The sequence below is a fragment of the Ideonella sp. genome (assembly GCF_044358605.1).
Lineage (GTDB): Bacteria > Pseudomonadota > Gammaproteobacteria > Burkholderiales > Burkholderiaceae_C > Ideonella.
Genome location: NZ_JBIKNQ010000009.1, coordinates 26076 through 48955, shown reverse-complemented (window position 1 = coordinate 48955; position 22880 = coordinate 26076). Strand labels below are relative to the sequence as shown.

The window sequence follows — 22880 nt, the reverse complement described above, 5'->3', positions numbered from 1 at the left end:
AAGGCGGGGGTCTTCGGGAAAGCTGGGACTGCGCCCGAGAGGCCGCGGGTCAAGACTGTGGCGAGCCGGGGCTTGTCTTTGTGCTGCTTGTGCCGCGTTGAGGTAAGTCCGCCAGCACGGCGAGCTTGGCCTCATCAGACAGGCGTGACCAAGTGGCAATCTCGTCCAAGGTGCGCGCGCAGCCGGCGCACAGCGCCGTTTGGGCGTCGATGCGGCACACCCCGGTGCAGGGGGAGGGGATGGGGGCGGTGCTCATGGGCTCGGTTGGGCGGCTTGGGCCTTCTGGGCGACATCGGCCGATGGCGCACCCGTCAACCGAAGCAAATCTTGCGGGCTGCAGCGAAACACGCCATTGGGGTGGCCTGCCGCCGCCCACACTTCGTTGAATCGGAACAGCGTGTCGTCCACCAGGGTGACCGGCGGATGCAGGTGCGCCACGGGTGAAACACCACCAATCGAAAAGCCGGTCTGTGCTTTGACAAAGTCCGCATCGGCCCGGCCGATGGGGCCGACCAACGCGGCCACCTTCTTCTCGTCGACACGCTGGTCTCCTGAGGCCACCACCAACACCGCGCGGTTGTCACTCTTGCGTTTGAAGATCACGCTCTTGGCGATCTGCCCGGTTTGCAGCCCCAAGGCTTCAGCCGCCTCTTGGCAAGTGCGCGCAGGCGTGTGGAGCCACTGAGCTGGGTGAGCGTGGCCTTGGGCTTGCAAATGCTGGCAGACGCGGTCAAAGCCGTCGTGGCTGGGCTCTGGAGCTGTGATGGTCATGAACAAGAGGTCAAGGTTGCAGCCAGGCGGCGAGTTCGGGGGGGCAGAGGCGGGCACGGCGGTGGCCTTCAGGGTTCAGGCTCAGCCAGTCCACGGCCAACACCCGGGCGTGTACCACCGCAAAGTGGGGGCGGCTGGCAGCCGCTGGGCTCAAGCTCCCCAGGCTATCACCCGGCGCCAAAGGCGACAGGTAGTCTTGCGCCGCAGGCGTCATTTTCAGGCGAGCCCAGCGCGAGCTCACCGCCAAGCCCTCGAAAGTCACTTCGGTGCGTACGGTCATGCGCAACTGCCAACCCAGACCTGGGTGCCACAGCACCAGCGCAGCCTGAGGCTGATGCTGCAGATGCTGAACTTTGGGCGAGCGGGCGTCGGTGAAAAACACCAAGGTCTGCTCGTGCTCATCCCACTCTCTGAGCACCACCGTGCGGGCGTCTGGCAGGCCTTCGGGGCTCACCGTGGCCAAGGTGGCCGTGCGCCAAGGGTGGCCGCGGGTCGAGACTGCCTGGGCCAACTCGTCCCGGACTCGGGCGGCCAGCGCAAGCAGGTCGTTCACAGACTTAAGCCTCGCGGCGCAGCGCGGGGAAGAGGATCACGTCGCGGATGCTGGGCGAGTCGGTGATCAGCATCATCAGCCGGTCAATCCCGATGCCACAGCCGCCCGTCGGGGGCATGCCGTATTCCAGGGCGCGGATGAAGTCGGCGTCATAGAACATGGCCTCGTCGTCACCGGCTTCTTTGTTGGCCACCTGGGCATGGAAGCGGGCGGCTTGGTCTTCGGCGTCGTTCAACTCCGAGAAGCCATTGCCAAATTCACGCCCAGTGATGAACAACTCAAAGCGCTCGGTGATGGCCGGGTTGCTGTCCGAGGCGCGGGCCAGGGGCGAGACTTCCACGGGGTAGTCGATGATGAAGGTGGGCTGCCAGAGCTTGTCTTCGACCGCTGCTTCAAACAGGCCGAACTGCAATTGCGCCAGGCCCCAGTGCTTGGGCGGCTCTTCGCCCAGGGCCTTGAGCTTGGCCTTCACGGCGTCGGCCGAGTCGGCTTCGGCCTCGGTCAGCCCGGCATGCTTGACCAGCGAGTCGCGCACCGACAGGCGCGCAAAGGGCTCGTCCAGATGCACTTCTTTGCCGGCGTAGGTGACGCGGGCGTTGCCGGTGGCCGCGCGCGCTGCATGGCGCAACACCGCCTCGGTGAAGTCCATCAGGTCGTGGTGGTTCCAGTAGGCCGCATAGAACTCCATCATCGTGAATTCGGGGTTGTGCCGAACGCTAATGCCTTCGTTGCGGAAGTTGCGGTTGATCTCGAAGACCCGCTCAAAGCCACCCACGACCAAGCGCTTCAGATAGAGCTCGGGCGCAATGCGCAAATACATCTCTTGATCGAGCGCGTTGTGGTGGGTCACAAACGGCCGCGCATTGGCACCACCGGGAATGGGGTGCAGCATGGGCGTCTCGACCTCCAGGAAGCCGTGCTCAACCATGAAGTTGCGGATCGAAGACACGGCTTTAGAGCGGGCCATGAAGCGTGTGCGTGCGTCTTCGTCGGTCATCAGGTCGACATAGCGCTGGCGGTACTTCTGCTCCTGGTCGGTCATGCCGTGGAACTTGTCCGGCAGGGGCCGCAGGCTCTTGGTCAAGAGGCGCACAGCGGTCGCCTTGACCGACAACTCGCCCGACTTGGTCTTGAACAGCGTGCCTTCGCAGCCCAGGATGTCGCCCAGGTCCCAATGCTTGAAAGCAGCCAGCACATCGGCACCCACAGCGTCCAGGGTGATGTAGAGCTGAATGCGGCCCGAGGCGTCTTGCAGCGTGGCAAAACAGGCTTTTCCCATCACCCGCTTGAGCATCATGCGCCCGGCCACGGCCACCCGCACCGGGGTAGCTTCCAGCACGTCGTTCTCCAGCGTGCCGTGGCTGTGGTGCAGCGCGGCAGCATGGTGGGTGGGCTTGAAGTCGTTGGGGAACACCGCTACCCCGCTGGCTTTGGCCTGCTCGCGCAGGGCGGCCAGTTTCTCGCGGCGCTCAGCGATCAGTTGGTTGTGGTCGTCGGGCGTCAGCGGGGTGGTGGAGTCGGCGCTCATGGCGGGGTGTGGGGGATAGAAGGGGTAGGGGGCGGGCACTTTGGCCAGCCGAAGGAAGGTCGATTTTACGGGCAGCCCTGACGCAGGCCCAACGCACTCCTAAAATCAATCCCTTTTGGCTGGACAGTCCTTGTTGATGCGAGGGCTGTGGGAACACTCATGCAACGTTTGGTCGCTGTCGTCGGCTTGGGCTATGTGGGCCTGCCTGTGGCCGTCGCGTTTGGGCGCAAGGCCGCGCCCGAGGCGCCGGTGATTGGCTTTGACATTCACGGCGCCCGTATTGCGGAGCTGCAGGCGGGCCATGACCGCACCGACGAAGTCACTGCGGTCGAGTTGGCGCAAGCCCAGGTGCGCTACACGGCAGACGTGGCGGTGCTGCGTGAGGCCAACTTCTTCATCGTTGCGGTGCCCACGCCGGTGGACAGTGCTAACAAGCCCGATCTTTCTCCCTTGGTCGCGGCCTCGCGCACCGTGGGCCAGGCCTTGAAGCGCGGCGACATCGTGGTCTATGAGTCCACCGTCTATCCTGGCGCCACCGAGGAAGACTGCGTGCCAGTGCTGGAGCAGGTCTCGGGCCTGCGTCATGGCGTCGACTTCTTCACCGGCTACAGCCCCGAGCGCATCAACCCCGGTGACCGCGAGCACCGTTTCGAGACCATCCAGAAGATCGTCTCGGGCTGCGATGCAGCCACCCTGGAGACTGTCGCTGCGGTCTATGCCTCGGTGGTGACGGCCGGGGTGCACAAAGCCTCCAGCATCAAGGTGGCTGAAGCCGCCAAGGTGATTGAGAACACCCAGCGCGACCTCAACATCGCCTTGATGAATGAGTTGTCGGTGGTGTTTGCTCGCATGGGCATCGACACCGCCGAAGTCATCGCCGCCGCGTCCACCAAGTGGAACTTCCTGCCTTTCAGGCCCGGACTGGTGGGCGGTCATTGCATTGGCGTCGACCCTTATTACCTGACCTACAAAGCTGAGCAGTTGGGCTACATCCCGCAGGTCATCTTGGCCGGGCGGCGCATCAACGACAACATGGGCCGCTATGTGGCCCGCAACACCATCAAGCGCATGCTGCAGCAAGGCTTAGATGTGCCGCGTTGCCGTGTGGGCGTGCTGGGCATGACCTTCAAGGAAAACTGCCCCGACACCCGCAATTCCAAGGTGATCGACCTGATCCGTGAGTTGCAAGACCACGGCACCACGGTGGTGGTGGTCGACCCACACGCCGATGCCGCCGAGGTGCAACACGAGTACGGCATTGCGCTGGCGCGGCTGGAGGACGAAGCCCCCTTTGATGCCCTGGTGGTGGCCGTCGCCCACCGCGAGTACCGTGCGCTGGGGGTGAGTGAGCTGAAAGCCTTGGTGCGCGGCACCCAGCCGGTGCTGGCCGATGTCAAAGCGCTGTACGACCGGCAAGATTTGGCGGACGCCGGCTTCCATGTGTTCCGCCTCTGAATCTCAAGTCCAATCTTCTTTCGCCCCATGAGCAAATTCGCACTGATCGGCGCCGCCGGCTACATCGCCCCCCGCCATATGCGCGCCATCAAAGACCTGGGCCATGAGTTGGCCGTGGCTTTTGACGTGAATGACTCGGTGGGCATCATCGACTCCATCGCTCCGCAGGCTGAGTTCTTCACCGAGTTTGAGCGCTTCTATGAGCATGCGCAGGTCTTGCGCCGCGACCCCAGCACCGCGCTGGATGTGGTCAGTGTTTGCAGCCCAAACCACTTGCACCATCCGCACATTGCCGCGGGCCTGCGCTTGGGCTGCGATGCGATTTGCGAGAAGCCCTTGGTGCCCACCGTGGCGCTGCTGGATGAATTGGCTCGCATTGAAGGTGAAACAGGGCGCCGTGTCTTCAACATCCTGCAACTGCGCCATCACGAGGCGATCCTCGCTTTGCGCCACAAGGTGCAGCAGGCGCCCGCTGACCGCAAGTTTGATGTGGAGCTCACCTACATCACCTCGCGCGGCAAGTGGTATCACGAGAGCTGGAAGGGGGACCCGCGCAAGTCCTTTGGTGTGGCCACCAATATTGGGGTGCATTTCTTCGACATGTTGCACTTCATTTTTGGCAGCTTGCAGCACAGCCAAGTCCACCTGCGCAACGAATCCAAAGCCGCAGGCTATTTGGAGTACGAACGCGCCCGTGTGCGATGGTTCCTCTCCATCGATGCGGGTGACTTGCCCCCAGAGGTTCAAGGCAAGAAGACCACCTTCCGCAGCATTGATATCTCGGGCGAGCAACTGGAGTTTTCGGAGGGCTTCACCGATCTGCACACGGTCAGCTACCGCGAGATTTTGCAGGGGCGTGGCTACGGTTTGGCAGATGCTCGCCATTGCGTGGAAACGGTCGAGGCGCTGCGGCAGATGGGCTTGACGGCCCCGGGTGCTGATGCCCATCCCTTTGTGCGGGCCGCACAGCCATGACGGCCTGGGTGCACCCCAGCTCGGTGGTGGATGAGGGCGCGCAACTCGGTGCCGACACCAAGGTTTGGCATTTCAGCCACGTCTGCAGTGGTGCCCGCATTGGCGCGGCTTGCTCGCTGGGCCAGAACGTGTTTGTCGGCAATGAGGTGTGCATCGGCGACGGCGTCAAGATCCAGAACAATGTCTCGGTGTATGACGCCGTGACCCTGGAGGACGGCGTGTTCGTTGGCCCCAGCGCGGTGTTCACCAATGTGCACAACCCTCGGGCCACGGTGGTGCGCAAACACGAATACCGCCGCACTTTGGTGTGCCAAGGTGCCACCTTGGGGGCTAACTGCACCATTGTGTGTGGCAGCACCATCGGCGCCTATGCGTTTGTGGGCGCGGGTGCGGTGATCACCAAAGACGTGCCCGCCCATGCCTTGATGGCCGGTGTGCCGGCGCGGCAGATCGGCTGGATGAGCCGCCACGGCGAGAAGCTGGCGCTGCCGGTCAAGGCCGGGGACGGCGCCGAGGCCACCTGCCCGGCCACCGGCGAGCGCTACCGCCTCAGCGGCGGCCATCTGACCCTGATCGCCTGACATGCAATTCATCGACCTCAAAGCCCAGTACTCGGCCCTCAAGACCGACATCGACGCCGCCATTCACCGCGTGCTGGACCACGGCCAATACATCATGGGCCCGGAGGTGGCGCAGTTGGAAGCGGCCCTGGCCCAATGGGTGGGCGTGCAGCACTGCGTCACCGTGGCCAGCGGCACCGAGGCCCTGCTGATCGCCTTGATGAGCCTGGGCCTGAAGCCGGGTGATGAGGTCATCACCAGCCCCTTCACCTTTGCTGCCACCGCTGAAGTGATTGTGTTGCTGGGCGGGGTGCCCGTGTTTGTGGATGTGGAGCCCGACACCGCCAACCTGGATGCGCGCCAAGTGGCCGCCGCCATCACCCCCCGCACCCGAGCCATCATGCCGGTCAGCCTGTATGGCCAAGTGGCCGACATGGCCGAAATCAATGACATCGCCCAAGCCCACGGTCTGCCGGTGATCGAGGACGCGGCACAGAGCTTTGGCGCGCTGTATCAAGGCCAGCGCAGCGGGGCCTTGAGCACCTGGGGGGCCACCAGCTTCTTCCCGAGCAAACCGCTGGGCTGCTATGGCGACGGCGGTGCGCTGTTCACCAATGATGCCGAGTTGGCCCAGGCCGCCCGGGAAATTCGCGTGCACGGCCAAAGCGCTCGCTACACCCACACCCGCGTGGGCGTGGGCGGCCGCATGGACACCTTGCAGTGCGCCGTGGTGCTGGCCAAGCTGCCGCGCCTGGAGTGGGAGTTGGCCCGCCGCCATGCCTTGGGGGCGTGCTACCACCAGCGCTTGGCGGGCTTGAACGTGGGCCTGATCACTGTGCGGCCTGATCGGGACTGCGTGTGGGGCCAGTACACCGTGCTGGTCGAGGGCCGAGCTGAAGTGCAGGCTGCGCTGCAGGCCGCTGGCGTGCCCACTGCCGTGCATTACCCCAAGCCTTTGCACCAGCAGGTGGCCTACCAAGCCTATGCGCCAGCGGGCGGCTGCCCCGTAGCCGAACACCTGGCCCAGCGGGTGATGAGCTTGCCCATGAGCCCGGACTTGAGCGAGGCCGACCAAGACCAGGTGGTGGCTGCACTGGCCGCCGTGGTGGGGCCGCGTGCCTGACACGCCTTCACCGGGCAGCAGCCAGAGCTTTAGGGGCTTGGGCCGAGCCAGCCTGACCCTGCTGGCCGGTGGCGCTGCCGCCCAAGCCCTGCCCCTGTTGCTCGGGCCCCTGCTGACGAGGCTCTTCAGCCCCATGGAGTTTGGGCTCTACCACCTCTTTGCCGCCGTGGCTGCCAATGTGGCGGTGGTGGCCTGCGCGCGCTATGAGTTTGCGCTGCCCATGGCGCAAGATGACACCGAGGCAAACACCCTGCGCGTCTTGTGCCTGCGCCTGCTGCTGGCCTGCGCCGTCCTGAGTGGGCTGGGCGCCGTGGGGTGGTGGTGGGTCGGCGCCGGGCATTGGGTCGCTTGGCTGCCTTTGGCGGTGGCGGTGGCCGGGGCGCTGTCTCTGGCCACGCTGTGGGCCACGCGGGCCCAGGCCTTTGCCGCCTTGGCCACCGCGCGGGTGCTGCAGTACGGCGGCGCGGCCTTGGCGCAGGTGGCGGCAGGCTGGGCGGGTTGGGGTGTGCAAGGGCTGATCGCGGCGCCCATCGCCGCGGCGCTTTTGGCCATGCTGTGCCTGCGCCTGCCCCTGGGCCTGAGTTGGCCCGCAGGCGGCCCGGCTTGGCGTGAGGTGGCGCGTTGGCACCGAGACTTTCCGCTGCTCAACACCCCCCACGCCTTTGCGGGGGCCTTGCAAGACACGCTGGCGCTGGCGCTGGTGGCAGCCAGCCTGGGCCCGGCGGCCGCAGGCTTCTGGGGGCTGGCACTGCGCTACCTCAAGGCCCCGGCCAGCTTGGTGGGCGGGGCCGTGTCTCAGGCGCTGTACCCCAAGCTGGCGGCGGCTGGGGATTCTGCGCATGCCCGCGCCGCGCTGCGGCAGGTCATGTTGTTGCTGGGCGGGCTGGGCTTGGGGCTGACGCTGCTGTTGATGCTGGCCGCCCCTTGGGGCTTTGAAGCGGCGTTTGGCGCACCCTGGCGCCCGGCGGGCGAATTGGCTCGGGCCTTGGCTCCTTATATCGGGCTGCACTTTGTGGCCTCGCCCTTGGGCGTGGTCACCATGGCTTGGGGCGGGCAGGCCTGGGCGCTGAAGCTGGCCTTGGTAGGGCAGGTCTTGTTTGCGGCAGCGCTGGCGCTGGGCTTGGCCTGGGGTGGGCTGGTGGGCGCTGGCTGGGCGGTGTCTCTGGCCATGGGCGCTTACTTTGGCTATTACTTTTGGCGGCTGCTGCATTGGCCTGGGCAGGCCGCGAGTGGCGGACAATCGGCCCCGTGAAGATCTCCACTGCTTTCAGAGCTTGGCTCAACCGTGTGCGCCGCTGGTGCTGGCACCCGTGGGCCTACCGCATGGTGTTTGGCGAGCGCTCGGGCGGGCCTGATGCGGCCTTGAGACCCTTCACGCGCATTTCGCCCGCTGCGTGTATCGAGCACCGCGAGCACCTGAGCCTAGCGGACCACGTCTACATCGGCCCCTTCAATTTTCTGGAGGCCAGTGGCGGCATTGCATTGGGCGAAGGGGTGCAGATCACCAGCCATTGCAGCCTGGTGACGCACAGCTCGCACCGGGCACTGCGCCTGCTGGGCGAGGGCTATACCGAGTGGCCGGCGCACCTGGGCTCGCGCCCTGGCTGGATTGCCGGGCCCATCCACATTGGCGCCTACAGTTTCATCGGCCCGCATTCGCTGATCGAGGCCAACACGCGCTTGGGCAAGGGCACGCTGGTGTGTGCGGGCAGCTTTGTGCGCGGCGACTACCCGGACTTTGCGATCCTGGAAGGTCGGCCCGCGCGCATCGTGGGCGACACCCGCCATGCTGACGAGCGGCTCTTGCAGCGCTACCCTGACCTGGCACCGCTGCGCGAAGCCTGGGCCGGACCCTTGAGCGACGCAGGGTCGCGCTGAGTATGTTGCGGCTGGTTTTGATGGGCGATGGCGACAGCCCGCACCTGCTGAAGTGGGCCCGCGCCTTGCGGGGGCAGGTCGATTTGTGGGCACTTTCTAGCCGGGGCTTTGCGCCGGGCTTTGACGAGATCATCCCCAGCGCCCAGCGCCTGGCCTTGGGCACGCAGCCGAACTTTGAAGGCGGCAATGTGGGCCTGCTGCGCGCCTTGCCCACGGTGGTGCGTTGGCTCAAAGCCGCCCAGCCGGATTGGCTGGCGCCGCATTACCTCAGCTCCCACGGCACGCTGGCCTGGCTGGCCTTGCGCTGTGGCGTCAAAGCCCGCATGGTGGGCTCGGCCTGGGGGTCGGACATTTTGGTGACGCCGCAGGGCAGTGCGCTGATGCGTTGGGTCACCGGGCGGGTGCTGCGGGCCTGTGCCTTGTCCACCAGTGATTCGGCCCACATGACCTTGCGCATGCAGGCCTTGGGGGCGGGCGAGGTGATGACCTTTCCCTTTGGGCTGGAGCTGATGCCCCCAGCCCCCATGCCTGGTCAAAGGGACGAGGCTTTGTTCTTTGCCAACCGGGGCTTGGAGCCCATCTATGCGCCTGAGCGGGTGCTGGCCGTGTTTGCCCAACTGGCTGCGCAGTGGCCCGAAGCCCGCTTGGTGGTAGCCAACAGCGGCTCTCTGGCCACGGCCCTGCAAGCCCAGGCCACCCAGGCTGGGCTGGGGGAGCGCGTGCAGTTTGTGGGGCGGCTGTCTGCAGCGGAACAAGCCCGCTTCTATGCGCAAGCACGCTGGTATCTGAGTCTGCCGCAGAGCGACTCGGTCTCAGTCTCGGTGCTGGAGGCCATGGCCTACGGCGCCATTCCGATCCTGTCAGATCTGCCGGCCAACCGAGAGCTGGTGCAAGACGGTGTCAATGGGCTGATCTTGGGCGCGGGGGCTGTGCTGTCGCCGAGCCAACTGCAGCCCTTGGCGCTGCGAGGGGATGAGATCAGCCTGGGACTGCACCGCTGGGTGGCCGAGCATGCGCTGTTCCCCCAAGCCGTGGCGAGCTATGTGCAGCGATTGCAAGCCCTGAAATGAACATCCTCTATCTCAACCACTATGCGGGCTCGCCACGCCACGGCATGGAGTACCGGCCTTACTACCTGGCGCGCGAATGGGTACGTGCCGGTCACCGCGTGCGCACATTGGCAGCCGACTTTTCGCATGTCCGCTCGCGGCAGCCGCAGCAGTTGGGCGTCGAGTTGATCGACGGCATCGAGTACGAGTGGTTTGCGTCTCCGCCTTACCAGGGCAATGGCCTGGGGCGGGTGAAGAACATCTGGGCGTTTCAGCAGGCGCTGTGGGCGGCCAGTGAACGCATCGTGGCCGAGGTGGCGCCACAGGTGGTCATTGCCTCCAGCACCTATCCCATGGACATTTGGGTGGCCCGCCGCTTGACGCGCATGGCCAAGGCCAAGCTGGTTTTTGAGGTGCATGACCTCTGGCCGCTCTCGCCCATTGAGCTCTCAGGCATGTCGCCCCATCACCCTTTTGCGCTGCTGTGTGGCTGGGCTGAGAAGACCGCCTACCGCGATGCCGATGTGGTGGTCTCGATGCTGCCCAAAGTGCACGACTACATGGCCTCGCGCGGGCTGGACCTGCGCAAGCTGCACATCGTGCCCAACGGCATCTCCCCCGATGATTGGGCCGCAGCACCCGAGGCCCTGTCGCCTGCGGTGGCGGCCGTGTTGGCCCAGGCCCGCGCTGCGGGCGACGCCGTGGTGGGCTATGCCGGCTCCATGGGCTTGCCCAATGCCTTGGACACTTTGCTGGATGTGGCCGCGCAACTGCGCGACGCACCCATCCAGTTTGTGTGGGTGGGTGACGGCCATGAGCGCGAGCGCCTGGTGGCCCGCATCCAGGCCGAGGCCTTAAGCAAAGTGCATTGGTGTGGCCCCATCCCTAAGGGTCAGATTCCCAGCTTCTTGGCCGCGCTGGATGTGGCCTACATCGGCTGGCAGCGCGTGCCCATCTACCGCTTTGGCATTGCGCCCAACAAGCTGATGGACTACATGATGGCCGGTGTGCCCGTGCTGCATGCGGTGGAGGCAGGCAATGACCCGGTGGCCGAGGCGGGTGCCGGCTTGACCACGGCGCCGGACGATGTGCCGGCCATTGCCTCAGCAATGCAGCAGTTGTTGGCCTGCAGCCCGGCTGAGCGGCAAGCCATGGGCCAGCGGGGCCGTGCTTTTGTGCAGGCGCACCACACCTACCCGGTCTTGGCGCAGCGCTTTGTGGAGGCTTGCCAATGAGTGACGACCTCCAGCACATGGCCCAGCGCTATGCCCGGCGCGAAGCCGGCATGAGCCGCTACAGCCTGCTGCAGCCCGATGTGTGGCAACTGGTGCAAGAGCGGCAGCGCGCCATCCTGCAAGGCCTTGGCGAGCGGGGCTGGCACGATGTGGCACCGCTGCGCCTGGTGGAAGTGGGCTGCGGCGCTGGGGGCAACTTGCTGGAGTTTTTGCGTGCGGGCTTCATGCCAGCGCATCTGACCGGTTGCGAGTTGCTGCCTGAGCGCCTGGCCACCGCGCGTGAGGTGCTGCCTGAGGCGGTACAGCTCTTGGCGGGTGATGCCTCTGCGTTGGGCATAGCGCCCGCCAGCCAGGACATCGTTTTCCAAGCCACGGTGTTCTCCTCGCTGCTGCAAGACGAGACCCAAGAGCGCCTCGCCCAAGCCATGTGGCAGTGGCTCAAGCCGGGTGGCGCGGTGCTCTGGTATGACTTCTGCATGGACAATCCACGCAACCGCGATGTGCGCGGCGTGCCGCTCAGCCGTGTGCAGGCTTTGTTCCCGCAAGGGCGCCTGAAGGCCCAGCGCCTGACCTTGGCGCCGCCGATTGCGCGCCGCGTCTGCCGCCTGCATCCTTCGCTTTATCACCTCTTCAATGCCTTGCCGCTGCTGCGTTCGCACCGGCTGGTCTGGATTCAAAAGTCATGAGTACCGACAAGCTCCCCTTCCTGCCCTTTGCCCTGCCCGAAATCGGGGAGGAAGAAATCGCCGAAGTGGTGGACACCCTGCGCTCGGGCTGGGTGACCACAGGCCCCAAGGCCAAGCGCTTTGAGGCTGACTTTGCCGCCTTCTTGGGCGATGAGTCCCTGCACTGCATTGCCGTCAACTCCGCCACGGCCGGCCTGCACCTGGGGCTCGAAGCTTTGAACATCGGGCCGGGTGACGAGGTCATCACCACCACCCACACCTTCACCGCCACCGCTGAAGTGGTGCGTTATTTGGGGGCCGACGTGAAGCTGGTGGACATTGACCCCGCCACGCTGAACATCTCACCCGCGGCCATCGAAGCCGCCATCACGCCACGCACCAAGTGCATCATCCCCGTGCACTATGCGGGCCTGGCGGCCGACATGACGGCCATCTTGGACATCGCCCAGCGCCACGGCCTGAAGGTGGTGGAAGACGCCGCCCACGCCCTGCCCACCACGCATGCCGGCCAGATGATCGGCACCTTGGCCAGCGACGCCACGGTGTTCAGTTTCTATGCCAACAAGACCATCACCACCGGTGAAGGCGGCATGCTGGTCACCCGCAACGCAGACTTGGCCGCCCGCGCCAAGGTCATGCGCCTACACGGCATCAACCGCGACGCCTTTGACCGATTCACTGCCAAAGTGCCCAGTTGGTACTACGAGATCGTGGCGCCGGGGTTCAAGTACAACCTGACGGACATCGCGGCGGCGCTGGGGATTCATCAGCTCAAGCGGGCGCGTGCTTTTCAAGCCAAACGTGCCCGCTTGGCGGAAGGGTATCGGCGAGCCCTTACGGGCTTACCGCTGATTCTTCCGCCTTGTGCCGCTGACCAAGATGTTCATTCCTGGCATCTCTTTGTTGTCCGCTTGAGCACTGAGGGCGTAGCGCAGCGGGATGCAGTGATAGATCATCTGTTCAGATTGGGGATCGGATGCTCTGTGCACTACATTCCATTGCATCTGCACCCCTATTGGAGACACCGTTACGCTTTGAAGGCGGAGGACTATCCAGCCAGCCAGCATGCATTTGAGCGCATGATCAGCTTGCCTATTTATTCGAGCATGACCCTTGAGGATGTGTCGCGCGTTTCTTCTGCACTCGCAGACGCGCTTGCGAAGGGCGATATGCCGTGTTGAAGCGTCTCGTTGACATCGCAGGTGCCTTGTTGGGCTTGGTGCTGCTGTCGCCAGTGTTTGTGATCGTAGCGATCGCAATCAAGCTTGATTCACCCGGGCCTATCTTCTTCCGACAGGAGCGGGTAGGGCGCTACGGCAAGAGCTTCAGAATATTCAAGTTCAGGACAATGTCGGTGTCCTCAGCCGCTGGGCCTCAACTGACTGTGGCTGGGGATAGCCGCATTACCCGCGTTGGCGGCGTGTTGCGGCGCTACAAGATTGATGAGTTAGCGCAACTGTTCGATGTGCTTCGCGGGACCATGAGCTTGGTCGGGCCAAGACCCGAGGTGCCTCGGTATGTCGCCGTATATACGCAAGAGCAGAAGGACAGAGTGCTCAGCGTGCGCCCAGGCATCACCGATTTCGCCTCCATCTTGTTCAAGGATGAAAACGACCTCTTGGCCCGCGCCCAAGACCCAGAAAAGGCCTATGTAGACCAAGTATTGCCCCATAAACTGCGAGTGTCAGTCAACTATGTCGACCACGCTTCGCTGGCTGGAGACCTCAAGATACTAGGCCTCACGGTCAAGACTATCTTTGTCTCGGAAAAATCTTTGAAGGCATTGAGAAACCTGATGCGACATCGACATTTCTGGCGAACCGTCTCAGCACTGACTGAGCAAGCGCACGAGTTCCGGTCCGGCTTGGCGCTTGTACTCGATGGGGCGATGGTATTGGCCACATGGCACTTGACCTATCTGTTTCGCTTAGGCTTTGAGCGCTGGCAGCCTGGCCGTCCCTGGTATGACGACTATGTCTCGTTAGGTGTGGTGGCGGTGTATCTGGTTTGCCTGCAAGTGAGCGGAGTACGCAGATCCATGTGGCGATACTTTGCCTTCGACGACTTCAGGCGCTTGGTACTGGCCTGTTCTGCTGCTGGTCTCATCAGTGCGGTCGCAATTCTGATGGCGCAGTTGGTTGGGGTAGCTCGGGCTGTGCTGGTGCTGCATCCATTTTTCGTGCTCTTTGGCTTGGTTTGGATGCGCGCCTTGTATCGCATGATCCAAGAGCATGCGGAGTCAGTTTCCTCAGGTGAGTTGGACGACACCCGCTATGCCGTGGTGCTAGGCGCCGGGACCACGGCGCGAAGACTGATTGCAGGCCTACATCGCCGTGACGGTTGGTTCGTCTTGATGGCTTTGGCTGAGGATGCGCATATGCATGGCACTCGCATCAGTGGCGTCAGAGTGGAAGGGGGATTTTCGAAGCTTCGTGACCCCGCCTTAACCTACAAGGCGACACATGCCATCATCGCTCTGGATGGAGACAATGAACAGCTGGCTAAGGCGCTGACGGCTCAGGCCATTGAATTGGGATTGACCGTCATGACCGTGCCGACCTCAGAGGACCTCAATACAGTAGGCACTCCAGCGACATTGGAGTGACAAAGAGTCGCAGGGATGGAGGCTCAGCGATGCTCCTCCAAATGGACCCAATCCACAACATCACTGCTGGGTTGATAGCCAGACACCAGCTCACTGAGAAACTGACGGATTCTGGGCACATCATTGAGTGAGAGAGCCTCATCGAGTGACTGCAACACCGGCCCGAGTCGTCCCCACTCCCAAAAGTCTTCGTGGGCCTTCATGATCCGTGGGTGTTGGGTCGGCTTGGGGTTGTCGCCGATGAGCAGCTCTTCGTAAAGCTTTTCTCCCGGCCGCAGTCCCGTGACTTGAACCTCGATGTCACCATCGGGCCTCTCCGGGCCTTTCAGCGAGAGGCCTGACAGCTCGACCATACGCCGTGCCAAATCAATGATCTTGACGGGATGGCCCATGTCCAGCACAAAGACATCTCCGCCAATCCCCATGGCCCCCGCTTGAATCACAAGCTGAGCGGCTTCCGGAATGGTCATGAAAAAGCGAGTGATCTCCTGATGCGTCAAGGTGATGGGGCCACCTTTGCGAATTTGTTCTCTGAACAAGGGCACGACGGAGCCTGATGAGCCCAATACATTGCCAAATCGCACCATAGAGAAAGTAGTGGATGCCGATTGAGTCGCTCTGGCATTTTGAGCCGCCATCGCCTGGAGAATCATTTCTGCCAAGCGTTTACTGGCACCCATGATGTTGGTCGGACGCACGGCTTTGTCCGTACTGATCAAGACGAAATTCTTCACCCCGCTTTGCATCGCTGCTTGAGCGCAAGACCAAGTGCCCCACACATTGTTGCGAATACCTTCTGCTGGGTTGTGCTCGACCAAAGGGACGTGCTTATAGGCCGCAGCGTGGTAGACCGTGTGGGGCTGCCATGTCCGCATGATGGCACTCATGCGCGCTGTGTTTTGAACCGAGGCAAGCAATGGAATCAACTCGACGGATGCAAGCTCAGCGCTCTCCGTTTGCATGCTTTGCAGGTCTCGGTGGATTTGATAGAGAGCAAACTCGCTCAACTCAACCAACAGGAGCTTGCTTGGCTGACAGCGCAGAATTTGTCTGCAAAGCTCACTTCCAATACTGCCGCCTGAGCCAGTGACCACCACGACGTGACCACGGATGTTTTGGTTCAGTAGCTTGCTGTCGGGGGCAACGGCCTCCCGCCCTAAGAGATCCTCAACGTCCAGTTCTTGGACATCGCTCAGTTCCACTTTTCGCTGGGCGAGGTCATAGAGCCCAGGCACAGTTCGTACATGAAGAGGGAACTGACGCAAGAGGCTCAAAATCTCATTACGCCGCGTTCGGGTGATGGACGGGACGGCCAGCAGCACATCTGTGACGTCCAACTCTTCTATAAGTTGCTGCAAGTCGTCAGGATGGAACACTTTGCAGCCATCCACACTATGACCGCGCAAACTGCGGTCATCATCGATGTAGGCCACCAGTCGGCTTTCGTGTGTCGCTCGCCCCAGCGCTGCTGCCAACTGGCGACCCGCAGCACCGGCTCCATAAATGGCGACTTGAGGCAGGTCACCTTTGCCTATCTTGTAGAGGTATCGCTGTCCCAGCCAATAGTGAGCCAAGGAGCGAACCCCCACAACGGCGACCAGCAAGAGCAACGGTTGAACAATCCCAAATGAGCGTGCGATGCCGAGGAACCCCACGACAGAGAACAGCCCCGCATAGAGGACGCCGTAAATCAGTACAGAGACGGCAACCCTCAACAATGCATTGGAGCCTGAGAAACGGAAAATGGCGCGATACAGGCCCAATCGAATGAAGATTGGAAGTGCGATGAAGCAGGAGATGGCCATCGCCAGCACGACGGTTTGATCAATTGCGACCCACTTTTCGGCCAGCAAAGAGAACGTGAACCAAACGGTGCTCACGCACAAACTAGCATCGACCAAGATGGCCAATAATCGTTTAACCGCCCGAGGGAGAGCAAGTAGGAGACGCGAAACTTCTTCCAATGACATATCAAGCAACCCAGTCGCTCAGGCCTCGCCCAGGCGGAACTACTGCACCGTCTGGGACGCAGACGCCAGAGCCTAAGCAAGCACCACACTGCAGCCAAGCTGCCCTTCCCAATCTGGATGCCCCAGCCATGGACGCATTGACGCCCAAGTGCCCGAAGTCCAGTACTGCTCCGTCGTGATCCACGACCGCGCCTAAGTTGACAATGACGCCTTTGCCGATCGTGGCCGACGTTCCTATTATCGCGCCGGCCATGATGGCGCTGCCAGCTCCTATCTGCGCTGACGGGGCCACAATGCTGGTGGGGTGGATGATGGTGGCCAGTGAGCCTTCAGGAATGGTGTCAGTGAGTTGGGCGCGTGTGAGGTTGTGACCGATCGCGACAATGATGCTGTCCACGCTGGCAAGCCAGTGAGACAGTTCCGAAACACGCCCCTTGACCGGCAGTCCCAGCACCCGTGCGCCGATGTCCGCACCATCGTCCAGAAAACCCACGACTTGATACTGGCCCGTGGCGAGCGCGGCTTCAGCCACGGACCGACCATGGCCTCCGGCGCCCAAAACAAGCAATCGTTTCATCAGTGAGTAATGCCGTCTCTGCGGACCACTTTGACAAACGTAAGCCAAAGAATCCGAACATCAAACCAGAAGCTCTGGCGCTGAAGGTACGCTTCATCCAATGCGACCTTTTGGGGGATCGGTATCTCGTCTCGTCCGTTGATTTGGGCCCAGCCGGTCAGTCCAGGCAGCAAGGTGTGGACGTTCTTACAGGTGCGCAGCTGGATCAGATCCTCTTGGTTGAAGAGCGCCGGGCGGGGGCCGACGAAACTCATGTCTCCGGCGAGGATGCTCCACAACTGCGGCAACTCGTCGATGCTGCTTTTGCGCAAAAAGGACCCAATGGGTGTCAAATGGGAACGAGGGTCTGCAAGCAAGTGGGTTGCAACAGCAGGGGTGCCGACTCGCATGCTGCGGAATTTAGGCATCCTGAATATGACGTTGTTCCTGCCGACTCTGTCACTCCAATACAGAGCGGGGCCAGGGGAGGTCAGTCGAATGGCGATGAAGGCGATCAGCAGCGGTAGTGCCAAAAAGACGCTTGCAATGACCGCGAGAGTGAAGTCAAAAATCCGCTTCATGACATTGGTAAGTTGTTGAGTTCCCCTGGGGTCTGGTTGGGGTCAATTGGCTTAGGTCGCGCGCATAGAGAGCAGCAGGTGTTCAAGCTTTCCCAGCACGGCGCTACGCTCAAACTCTTGCTCGCTGATCTGGCGTCCCTTGCGCCCCATGCTGTTGCGCTCCGCATCAGTCATGCGCGAAAGTGCCAGCACAGCGTCTGCTAAGCCTTGGCTGTCACCCGCTGCACAGACACGACCGGCGCCTGCTTCATGTACCAGGGCCGCCCCTTCGCCGTTCAGGGCTGCGACCACAGGACGGCCTGCTGCCAAATAGGACTGCAGCTTGCCCGGAATTGTCATGGCAAAGATGGGCTTGTCTTGCAGAGTGACCAGCAAGGCATGCGCTCTTTGGTAGAAAGAAGGCATCCGCTCAACGGGAAAGCGCCCGAGGAGTAAGACGTTTTTGTGCAAGCCTCGCCGCTGCACCTCTTGCTCAACCCAAGCTCGCATTCTCCCATCACCGACAATCAGCCAGCGAATATGGGCATGGTGTTTGAGTAGGTCCGCCGCCCCCAGAATGCACGGGAAGTCTTGAGCCTCCCCGATGTTTCCTGCGAACATCACGTCGAAGCTACCCTCTTGATGGGCAATCTCTGTTGTTGGAGATACCTCGGTGCTTTGGAAGATGTCTTCCGCCCAACTCGGCAAATACTCAACAGCTTTACCGGGAGGGGTTAGCTTGCGGATCTCCGGAATGAAGCTCTTTGATTGCGCCAGAACTAGGTCGCAGCGTCGATAAATGAACGCCACCAGTTGACCGACCCAGCTCAACACCTTGGGTGATCGCACCACACCGATGGCGTGCAAGGTGTCAGGCCAAAGGTCCAGAACCCACATGGCCATCGGGGCCTGCTTTATCTTCGCAATCAGGGCGCCAGGCAGGCCCACCGTGACGGGAGAGAGTTGATTCACAAACACCACGTCGAACGCACGACCACGCAGCTTCCAGGCCCCCAAGATACTGGCGCTCAACGTGAAGGACAGATAGTTGAGCATCAATCTGAGTCCACCAGTGCCCCGTGGAAGCAGTGGCACCCTGACGATCTCTACACTTGACAATGATTGAAACGCTTTGGGTTGCTCTCGGAAAGCCGGGAAGACTTGACCATCAGGGTAATTGGGCCACCCCGTCAGCACAGTGACTTGATGCCCTTTGCTGGCGAGTTCCGTTGCCAAGTCATTGACACGGAAGTTCTCAGGCCAAAAATACTGGCTGACGATCAGCACACGCATGTCAGTACTTCTTCCAAACTACTCGATTCACATAGTCGGTGTAGCTGTGAATGATGCGCAAAACTTTGTCCGACACATTAGGCATGCTGTAGTCTGCCACTTGGCGCAAATGTCGTTCCTCACCCCGGGCTTGAGTTTGCAGAATGGACAAGGCCTGCATCACGCGAAGTTCTTCCAGGCCGGTCATCATCACCGCAGCTTCTTCCATGCCCTCGGGGCGTTCGTGGGCCTCCCGCAAATTCAGGGCCGGGAAGTTCATGATGGACGACTCTTCATTGATCGTTCCGCTGTCTGAGAGCACGGCTCGCGCCGTGATTTGCAGCTTGTTGTAGTCAGTGAAGCCCAAGGGCTTGAGGAGTTGAATCTGCGGCTCGAACTTGGCGCCCACCGCATCAACCCGCTTCTGGGTGCGCGGGTGAGTGGAAACGATGACGGGTAGTTGGTAGGTGCGCGCGATGCTGTTTAAGGTGGATACCAACTTACCGAAATTCTTATCGGAGTCAATGTTCTCCTCGCGGTGTGCACTCACCACAAAGAACTCGCCTTCCTTGAGACCCAGGCGCTGCAGAACGTCGGAACGCTCAATGCTGGTACGGTAGTGGTGGAGCACCTCAAACATCGGGCTGCCAGTCTTGATCACTCTGTCTGCGGGCAGGCCCTCTGCCATCAAATACTCGCGCGCGATGGAGCTGTAAGTTAGATTGATGTCCGCAGTGTGATCAACGATTCTGCGATTGATCTCCTCGGGTACCCGCATATCAAAGCACCGATTCCCAGCCTCCATATGGAAGGTCGGAATCTTTCGGCGTTTAGCTGGAATGACCGCGAGACAACTGTTGGTGTCACCCAATACCAGCATGGCATCGGGCTTGACCTCAGCGAGTACCTGATCGACCGCAATGATGACTTTACCGATGGTCTCGGCACCTGTAGCGCCGGCTGCGTTCAGAAAGTGGTCGGGCTTTCGAATTCCAAGATCATCGAAAAAGATCTGGTTCAGCTCGTAATCGTAGTTCTGGCCTGTATGAACGATGATGTGCTCACAGTGCGCATCCAGCTTCGCCATCACCCGCGAAAGTCTGATGATCTCTGGGCGTGTGCCAACGACAGTGACAACTTTCATCTTGATCATGGCTTGACTTTCATCGCAAAGGTGTCCGGTCGTTCGCGGTCAAAAATCTCATTGGCCCAAAGCATGACGATCATTTCCTCTTGGCCCACATTGGTGATGTTGTGCGTCCAGCCTGGGACAGTTTCTACGATTCGGCCTTCACCGCCCTGCACCGTCAGTTCATAAGTCTCACCCGTCACAATGTGCCGAAACCCAAACAGAGCTTGGCCCTTGATGACAAGAAACTTCTCTGTCTTCGAGTGGTGATAATGTTCACCGCGTGTAATGCCTGGGTGTGCAGTGAAGTAAGAAAACTGCCCACAGTCAGGTGTTTTGAGCATTTCGACGAAGACGCCACGTGGATCACCGTGTCGCGGAACATCGTAATGGAATGACTCCACCGGTAGAAAACTGACATAGGTGGAGTGCAGCGCGCGAGTGAGCCCTTGCCCAACCCTGTCCGTCAGCATGGTCTCGCGGCTCTGCTTAAAGCCGCGAATGGTCTCCGCCAAAGCTCCCACCGTGACGTCGTACTCCGGGCCTGCCTCACAGTACCCAGTGGTGAGGTTGGAGTTGCTCAGAAGGCCTGAAAAACTGGCCACCACATCGTCGATGTACACCAAGCGAACAGCAGCATTGGGGTCATTGATGCTGATGGGCAAGTCCCGAGCGATGTTATGGCAAAACGTTGCAACTGCAGAGTTGTAGTTGGGGCGAGACCACTTGCCAAAGACATTGGTCAGTCTGAACACATAGGCGCCAACGCCATTCTGTCGGCCATAGGCCAACAACGCATCCTCAGCGGATCGCTTGCTTCTGCCGTATGGGTTGTCAAGCGCCGCTTGAGTGGATGAAGCATAGGCCACGCTGGGGCACTTGGGCTGCCCGGCCATGGCTGCACAAAGTAATTCTGTGAACTGCGCGTTGCCCGACACAAACTCATCAGTATTCTGCGGGCGATTGACACCCGCCAGATGGAACACAAAGTCAACGTCATTCAGCAAAGACTTCATCTGATGGATATCCGAATCGTGAGGGATATCGATCAGATCACGGTAGCCTTTTTCCCCCAGGTGCACCTTGAGATTTTTGCCCATGAAGCCACGGGCGCCAGTGATGGCTATGCGCATGACTTACTCCTCGGCCTGAACTCGCTCGCCATTGGCAATGCGCTTCATGAAGGTGAGTTTCAACAGCAACTGGGTCATGCCGGCGACATCTAGGCGCTCTGTGTTGTGAGAGTTGTAGTCCTCACTCATGCTGATGCTTGTTTCGCCCTGGTTGACGAACTTCTCATAGTTCAAGTCGCGGCCATCGGGTGGCACCCGGTAGTAGCCTCCCAGGTCTTCCGCAGCGGCTCTTTCTTCTCGACTCAAAAGCGCTTCATAAAGCTTCTCGCCGTGCCGGGTTCCGATCACGCGAACTTCATGATCTTGTCTTTTCATCAGAGCCAAAATGGCTTGCGTCAGGACTTCTACGGTTGCTGCCGGCGCCTTTTGAACAAAGATGTCACCGTTATTGCCGTGCTCGAAAGCGTAGAGCACCAATTCCACCGCGTCATCGAGTGTCATCATGAACCGAGTCATGGCCGGGTCGGTGATGGTGATGGGCTTGCCATTCAGGACTTGGTCCACGAACAGCGGGATCACCGAGCCTCTTGATGCCATCACGTTGCCATAGCGCGTGCCGCAAATGACCGTGCCTGTGCCTTCAAGATTGCGCGAGGCTGCGACCATGACCTTTTCCATCATCGCCTTAGAGATACCCATGGCGTTGATGGGATAGACAGCCTTGTCGGTGCTCAGACACACCACGCGAGCCACACGTGCTTGAACAGCTGCCTCAAGAACGTTCTCTGTGCCTAGGACATTGGTCCGTACCGCCTCCATGGGGTGGAACTCACACGACGGAACCTGCTTCAGAGCGGCGGCATGGAAGCAATAGTCCACCCCCCGCATGGCTGCAGCAATGCTCTGGCGGTCGCGAACGTCGCCGATATAAAACTTCAGCTTAGGGCTGCTGTACAGCTTTCGCATGTCGTCCTGCTTCTTCTCGTCCCGGCTGAAGATGCGAATCTCGCGAAGGTCCGATTGCAGGAAGCGGCGCAACACAGCATTGCCGAATGAGCCCGTGCCACCAGTGATTAAGAGCGTCTTATTGTTAAACATGATGATTCCTCTCGAGCATCAAGGGGCCAGAGCGGCCGCACAGAGCTCGTCCTTCTGTTGACTTGTGGGGTAGTTGATCAGGACCGCACGGTACTGGCCCTTGAAAACAAACAAGCTACCAACAGCCGCTCCAACTACTCCACAGGTTTTGATGAGGGCGCCGATGTCGTCTAGCGTTCCTGCCCCACCCAAAACTGTGAGGGGCACCCGCAAGGCATCTCGCATCTGCTTGGCTAGGCTGAGGTCATACCCCTTCATCATCCCATCACGATCAATCGAGTTGATGACGATTTCACCTGCGCCGGCTTCTTGCAACTGTTGAGCCAGAACGAGTGGATCAATCTTGTGAACGTTCTTGCCGTTATGGGTACAGACCTCATAACCCTTCGCAAATAGGCCGGAGCGCTTGCGCACATCGATGATGGCGACCACGCTTTGGCGGCCAATGGCATTGGAAATGTCGGTCAGCAAACTTGGGTTAGCGACAGCAGCAGCACTGATGGCAACTTTCTCTACGCCCAGATCGATGATTCGGGCTGCTTGTTCTGCAGTAGTGATGCCGCCGCCATAGCACAGAGGCATTCTGCATTCAGCCGCAAGCTTGGCGATCAGTGTGTAATTTGGCTCGACCCGGTTTGCACTGGCATCAATGTCAAGCACAACGAGCTCATCAGATTCTTTCTCATTGAAGATCTTGACCGCATTGATGGGGTCCCCAACGTATTTAGGGGACTTGAATTCTTGTGTCTTGACCAGACCGCCTTTGTGCACGAGTAGGCACGGAATGATGCGTGGGCGCAGCAT

General features: G+C 61.0%; 23 protein-coding genes. 11 read left to right on the top strand and 12 right to left on the bottom strand.

The features are described from left to right. Window positions 1-49: 49 nt before the first annotated feature. From ACIQ3Q_RS05100 to lysS, 4 genes are read right to left on the bottom strand one after another with little or no spacing between them, the layout of a single operon-like run. On the bottom strand, window positions 50-256 hold the full coding sequence (locus ACIQ3Q_RS05100; protein WP_396267916.1) for a DUF1289 domain-containing protein: 207 nt from the start codon (window positions 254-256) through the stop codon (window positions 50-52). Further along, window positions 253-771, bottom strand: a complete 519-nt coding sequence (locus ACIQ3Q_RS05095; RefSeq protein WP_396267915.1) for a YbaK/EbsC family protein — start codon at window positions 769-771, stop codon at window positions 253-255. The genes ACIQ3Q_RS05100 and ACIQ3Q_RS05095 overlap by 4 nt, the downstream gene beginning before the upstream one ends. Window positions 772-781: 10 nt before the next feature. Continuing rightward, window positions 782-1324, bottom strand: a complete 543-nt coding sequence (locus ACIQ3Q_RS05090) for a pyridoxamine 5'-phosphate oxidase family protein (protein ID WP_396267914.1) — start codon at window positions 1322-1324, stop codon at window positions 782-784. Window positions 1325-1328: 4 nt separating this feature from the next. Beyond that, window positions 1329-2852 carry a lysine--tRNA ligase gene (lysS, locus tag ACIQ3Q_RS05085; protein WP_396267913.1) on the bottom strand — a complete coding sequence of 508 codons (1524 nt, stop codon included), beginning with the start codon at window positions 2850-2852 and terminating at the stop codon, window positions 1329-1331. A gap of 159 nt (window positions 2853-3011) precedes the next feature. Here lysS and ACIQ3Q_RS05080 point away from each other — a divergent pair, with 159 nt between their 5' ends. From ACIQ3Q_RS05080 to ACIQ3Q_RS05030, 11 genes are read left to right on the top strand one after another with little or no spacing between them, the layout of a single operon-like run. Then, window positions 3012-4307, top strand: coding sequence for a nucleotide sugar dehydrogenase (locus ACIQ3Q_RS05080; protein WP_396267912.1), 1296 nt, complete (start codon window positions 3012-3014; stop codon window positions 4305-4307). 27 nt (window positions 4308-4334) lie between these two features. Then, entirely contained in the window at window positions 4335-5282 is a 948-nt protein-coding gene (locus tag ACIQ3Q_RS05075; RefSeq protein ID WP_396267911.1) for a Gfo/Idh/MocA family oxidoreductase, read from the top strand. Further along, window positions 5279-5863, top strand: coding sequence for an acyltransferase (locus ACIQ3Q_RS05070; protein ID WP_396267910.1), 585 nt, complete (start codon window positions 5279-5281; stop codon window positions 5861-5863). Before ACIQ3Q_RS05075 ends, ACIQ3Q_RS05070 begins: the two co-directional genes overlap by 4 nt. A gap of 1 nt (window position 5864) precedes the next feature. Beyond that, window positions 5865-6965, top strand: a complete 1101-nt coding sequence (locus tag ACIQ3Q_RS05065; RefSeq protein ID WP_396267909.1) for a DegT/DnrJ/EryC1/StrS family aminotransferase — start codon at window positions 5865-5867, stop codon at window positions 6963-6965. Further along, window positions 6958-8217, top strand: coding sequence for a lipopolysaccharide biosynthesis protein (locus ACIQ3Q_RS05060; protein ID WP_396267908.1), 1260 nt, complete (start codon window positions 6958-6960; stop codon window positions 8215-8217). The genes ACIQ3Q_RS05065 and ACIQ3Q_RS05060 overlap by 8 nt, the downstream gene beginning before the upstream one ends. Continuing rightward, complete coding sequence (locus ACIQ3Q_RS05055) at window positions 8214-8843, top strand: acyltransferase (protein WP_396267907.1); 630 nt, start codon at window positions 8214-8216, stop codon at window positions 8841-8843. Before ACIQ3Q_RS05060 ends, ACIQ3Q_RS05055 begins: the two co-directional genes overlap by 4 nt. Window positions 8844-8845: 2 nt before the next feature. Beyond that, window positions 8846-9913 carry a glycosyltransferase gene (locus ACIQ3Q_RS05050; protein WP_396267906.1) on the top strand — a complete coding sequence of 356 codons (1068 nt, stop codon included), beginning with the start codon at window positions 8846-8848 and terminating at the stop codon, window positions 9911-9913. Next, window positions 9910-11127 carry a glycosyltransferase family 4 protein gene (locus ACIQ3Q_RS05045; protein WP_396267905.1) on the top strand — a complete coding sequence of 406 codons (1218 nt, stop codon included), beginning with the start codon at window positions 9910-9912 and terminating at the stop codon, window positions 11125-11127. The genes ACIQ3Q_RS05050 and ACIQ3Q_RS05045 overlap by 4 nt, the downstream gene beginning before the upstream one ends. Further along, window positions 11124-11813 carry a class I SAM-dependent methyltransferase gene (locus tag ACIQ3Q_RS05040; protein ID WP_396267904.1) on the top strand — a complete coding sequence of 230 codons (690 nt, stop codon included), beginning with the start codon at window positions 11124-11126 and terminating at the stop codon, window positions 11811-11813. Before ACIQ3Q_RS05045 ends, ACIQ3Q_RS05040 begins: the two co-directional genes overlap by 4 nt. Next, complete coding sequence (locus ACIQ3Q_RS05035; protein WP_396267903.1) at window positions 11810-12994, top strand: DegT/DnrJ/EryC1/StrS family aminotransferase; 1185 nt, start codon at window positions 11810-11812, stop codon at window positions 12992-12994. Before ACIQ3Q_RS05040 ends, ACIQ3Q_RS05035 begins: the two co-directional genes overlap by 4 nt. Continuing rightward, the gene (locus tag ACIQ3Q_RS05030; protein WP_396267902.1) at window positions 12988-14418 is read left to right on the top strand and encodes a sugar transferase; all 1431 of its coding nucleotides are present in this window, start codon (window positions 12988-12990) and stop codon (window positions 14416-14418) included. The genes ACIQ3Q_RS05035 and ACIQ3Q_RS05030 overlap by 7 nt, the downstream gene beginning before the upstream one ends. A 23-nt stretch (window positions 14419-14441) precedes the next feature. On the opposite strand, the gene ACIQ3Q_RS05025 is transcribed toward ACIQ3Q_RS05030, so the two are convergent. From ACIQ3Q_RS05025 to ACIQ3Q_RS04990, 8 genes are read right to left on the bottom strand one after another with little or no spacing between them, the layout of a single operon-like run. Next, window positions 14442-16388 carry a polysaccharide biosynthesis protein gene (locus ACIQ3Q_RS05025; RefSeq protein ID WP_396267901.1) on the bottom strand — a complete coding sequence of 649 codons (1947 nt, stop codon included), beginning with the start codon at window positions 16386-16388 and terminating at the stop codon, window positions 14442-14444. 1 nt (window position 16389) lies between these two features. Further along, window positions 16390-16965, bottom strand: a complete 576-nt coding sequence (locus ACIQ3Q_RS05020; RefSeq protein ID WP_396267900.1) for an acetyltransferase — start codon at window positions 16963-16965, stop codon at window positions 16390-16392. Then, window positions 16965-17525, bottom strand: coding sequence for a sugar transferase (locus ACIQ3Q_RS05015; protein WP_396267899.1), 561 nt, complete (start codon window positions 17523-17525; stop codon window positions 16965-16967). Before ACIQ3Q_RS05015 ends, ACIQ3Q_RS05020 begins: the two co-directional genes overlap by 1 nt. 51 nt (window positions 17526-17576) lie before the next feature. After that, window positions 17577-18797 carry a glycosyltransferase family 4 protein gene (locus ACIQ3Q_RS05010; RefSeq protein WP_396267897.1) on the bottom strand — a complete coding sequence of 407 codons (1221 nt, stop codon included), beginning with the start codon at window positions 18795-18797 and terminating at the stop codon, window positions 17577-17579. A gap of 1 nt (window position 18798) precedes the next feature. Next, on the bottom strand, window positions 18799-19929 hold the full coding sequence (gene wecB / locus ACIQ3Q_RS05005) for a non-hydrolyzing UDP-N-acetylglucosamine 2-epimerase (protein WP_396267896.1): 1131 nt from the start codon (window positions 19927-19929) through the stop codon (window positions 18799-18801). Beyond that, window positions 19926-21038: an NAD-dependent epimerase/dehydratase family protein gene (locus ACIQ3Q_RS05000; RefSeq protein ID WP_396267895.1), complete on the bottom strand. Its 1113-nt coding sequence runs from the start codon at window positions 21036-21038 to the stop codon at window positions 19926-19928. Before ACIQ3Q_RS05000 ends, wecB begins: the two co-directional genes overlap by 4 nt. 3 nt (window positions 21039-21041) lie before the next feature. After that, window positions 21042-22076: a polysaccharide biosynthesis protein gene (locus tag ACIQ3Q_RS04995; protein ID WP_396267894.1), complete on the bottom strand. Its 1035-nt coding sequence runs from the start codon at window positions 22074-22076 to the stop codon at window positions 21042-21044. Between the two features lie 18 nt (window positions 22077-22094). After that, window positions 22095-22880 (bottom strand): AglZ/HisF2 family acetamidino modification protein, encoded by a 786-nt coding sequence (locus tag ACIQ3Q_RS04990; RefSeq protein WP_396267893.1) that lies wholly within the window; start codon window positions 22878-22880, stop codon window positions 22095-22097.

What these genes read in the sequence shown, in the direction of transcription:
- ACIQ3Q_RS05020 (WP_396267900.1), bottom strand. Translation starts at nt 16,965, where the DNA reads ATGAAACGATTGCTTGTTTTGGGCGCCGGAGGCCATGGTCGGTCCGTG.
- ACIQ3Q_RS05080 (WP_396267912.1), top strand. Translation starts at nt 3,012, where the DNA reads ATGCAACGTTTGGTCGCTGTCGTCGGCTTGGGCTATGTGGGCCTGCCT.
- ACIQ3Q_RS05045 (WP_396267905.1), top strand. Translation starts at nt 9,910, where the DNA reads ATGAACATCCTCTATCTCAACCACTATGCGGGCTCGCCACGCCACGGC.
- ACIQ3Q_RS05065 (WP_396267909.1), top strand. Translation starts at nt 5,865, where the DNA reads ATGCAATTCATCGACCTCAAAGCCCAGTACTCGGCCCTCAAGACCGAC.
- ACIQ3Q_RS05070 (WP_396267910.1), top strand. Translation starts at nt 5,279, where the DNA reads ATGACGGCCTGGGTGCACCCCAGCTCGGTGGTGGATGAGGGCGCGCAA.
- lysS (WP_396267913.1), bottom strand. Translation starts at nt 2,852, where the DNA reads ATGAGCGCCGACTCCACCACCCCGCTGACGCCCGACGACCACAACCAA.
- ACIQ3Q_RS05035 (WP_396267903.1), top strand. Translation starts at nt 11,810, where the DNA reads ATGAGTACCGACAAGCTCCCCTTCCTGCCCTTTGCCCTGCCCGAAATC.
- ACIQ3Q_RS05075 (WP_396267911.1), top strand. Translation starts at nt 4,335, where the DNA reads ATGAGCAAATTCGCACTGATCGGCGCCGCCGGCTACATCGCCCCCCGC.
- ACIQ3Q_RS05010 (WP_396267897.1), bottom strand. Translation starts at nt 18,797, where the DNA reads ATGCGTGTGCTGATCGTCAGCCAGTATTTTTGGCCTGAGAACTTCCGT.
- ACIQ3Q_RS05000 (WP_396267895.1), bottom strand. Translation starts at nt 21,038, where the DNA reads ATGCGCATAGCCATCACTGGCGCCCGTGGCTTCATGGGCAAAAATCTC.
- wecB (WP_396267896.1), bottom strand. Translation starts at nt 19,929, where the DNA reads ATGATCAAGATGAAAGTTGTCACTGTCGTTGGCACACGCCCAGAGATC.
- ACIQ3Q_RS05100 (WP_396267916.1), bottom strand. Translation starts at nt 256, where the DNA reads ATGAGCACCGCCCCCATCCCCTCCCCCTGCACCGGGGTGTGCCGCATC.
- ACIQ3Q_RS05025 (WP_396267901.1), bottom strand. Translation starts at nt 16,388, where the DNA reads ATGTCATTGGAAGAAGTTTCGCGTCTCCTACTTGCTCTCCCTCGGGCG.
- ACIQ3Q_RS05040 (WP_396267904.1), top strand. Translation starts at nt 11,124, where the DNA reads ATGAGTGACGACCTCCAGCACATGGCCCAGCGCTATGCCCGGCGCGAA.
- ACIQ3Q_RS04990 (WP_396267893.1), bottom strand. Translation starts at nt 22,880, where the DNA reads ATGCTGCGCCCACGCATCATTCCGTGCCTACTCGTGCACAAAGGCGGT.
- ACIQ3Q_RS05095 (WP_396267915.1), bottom strand. Translation starts at nt 771, where the DNA reads ATGACCATCACAGCTCCAGAGCCCAGCCACGACGGCTTTGACCGCGTC.
- ACIQ3Q_RS05050 (WP_396267906.1), top strand. Translation starts at nt 8,846, where the DNA reads ATGTTGCGGCTGGTTTTGATGGGCGATGGCGACAGCCCGCACCTGCTG.
- ACIQ3Q_RS04995 (WP_396267894.1), bottom strand. Translation starts at nt 22,076, where the DNA reads ATGTTTAACAATAAGACGCTCTTAATCACTGGTGGCACGGGCTCATTC.
- ACIQ3Q_RS05015 (WP_396267899.1), bottom strand. Translation starts at nt 17,525, where the DNA reads ATGAAGCGGATTTTTGACTTCACTCTCGCGGTCATTGCAAGCGTCTTT.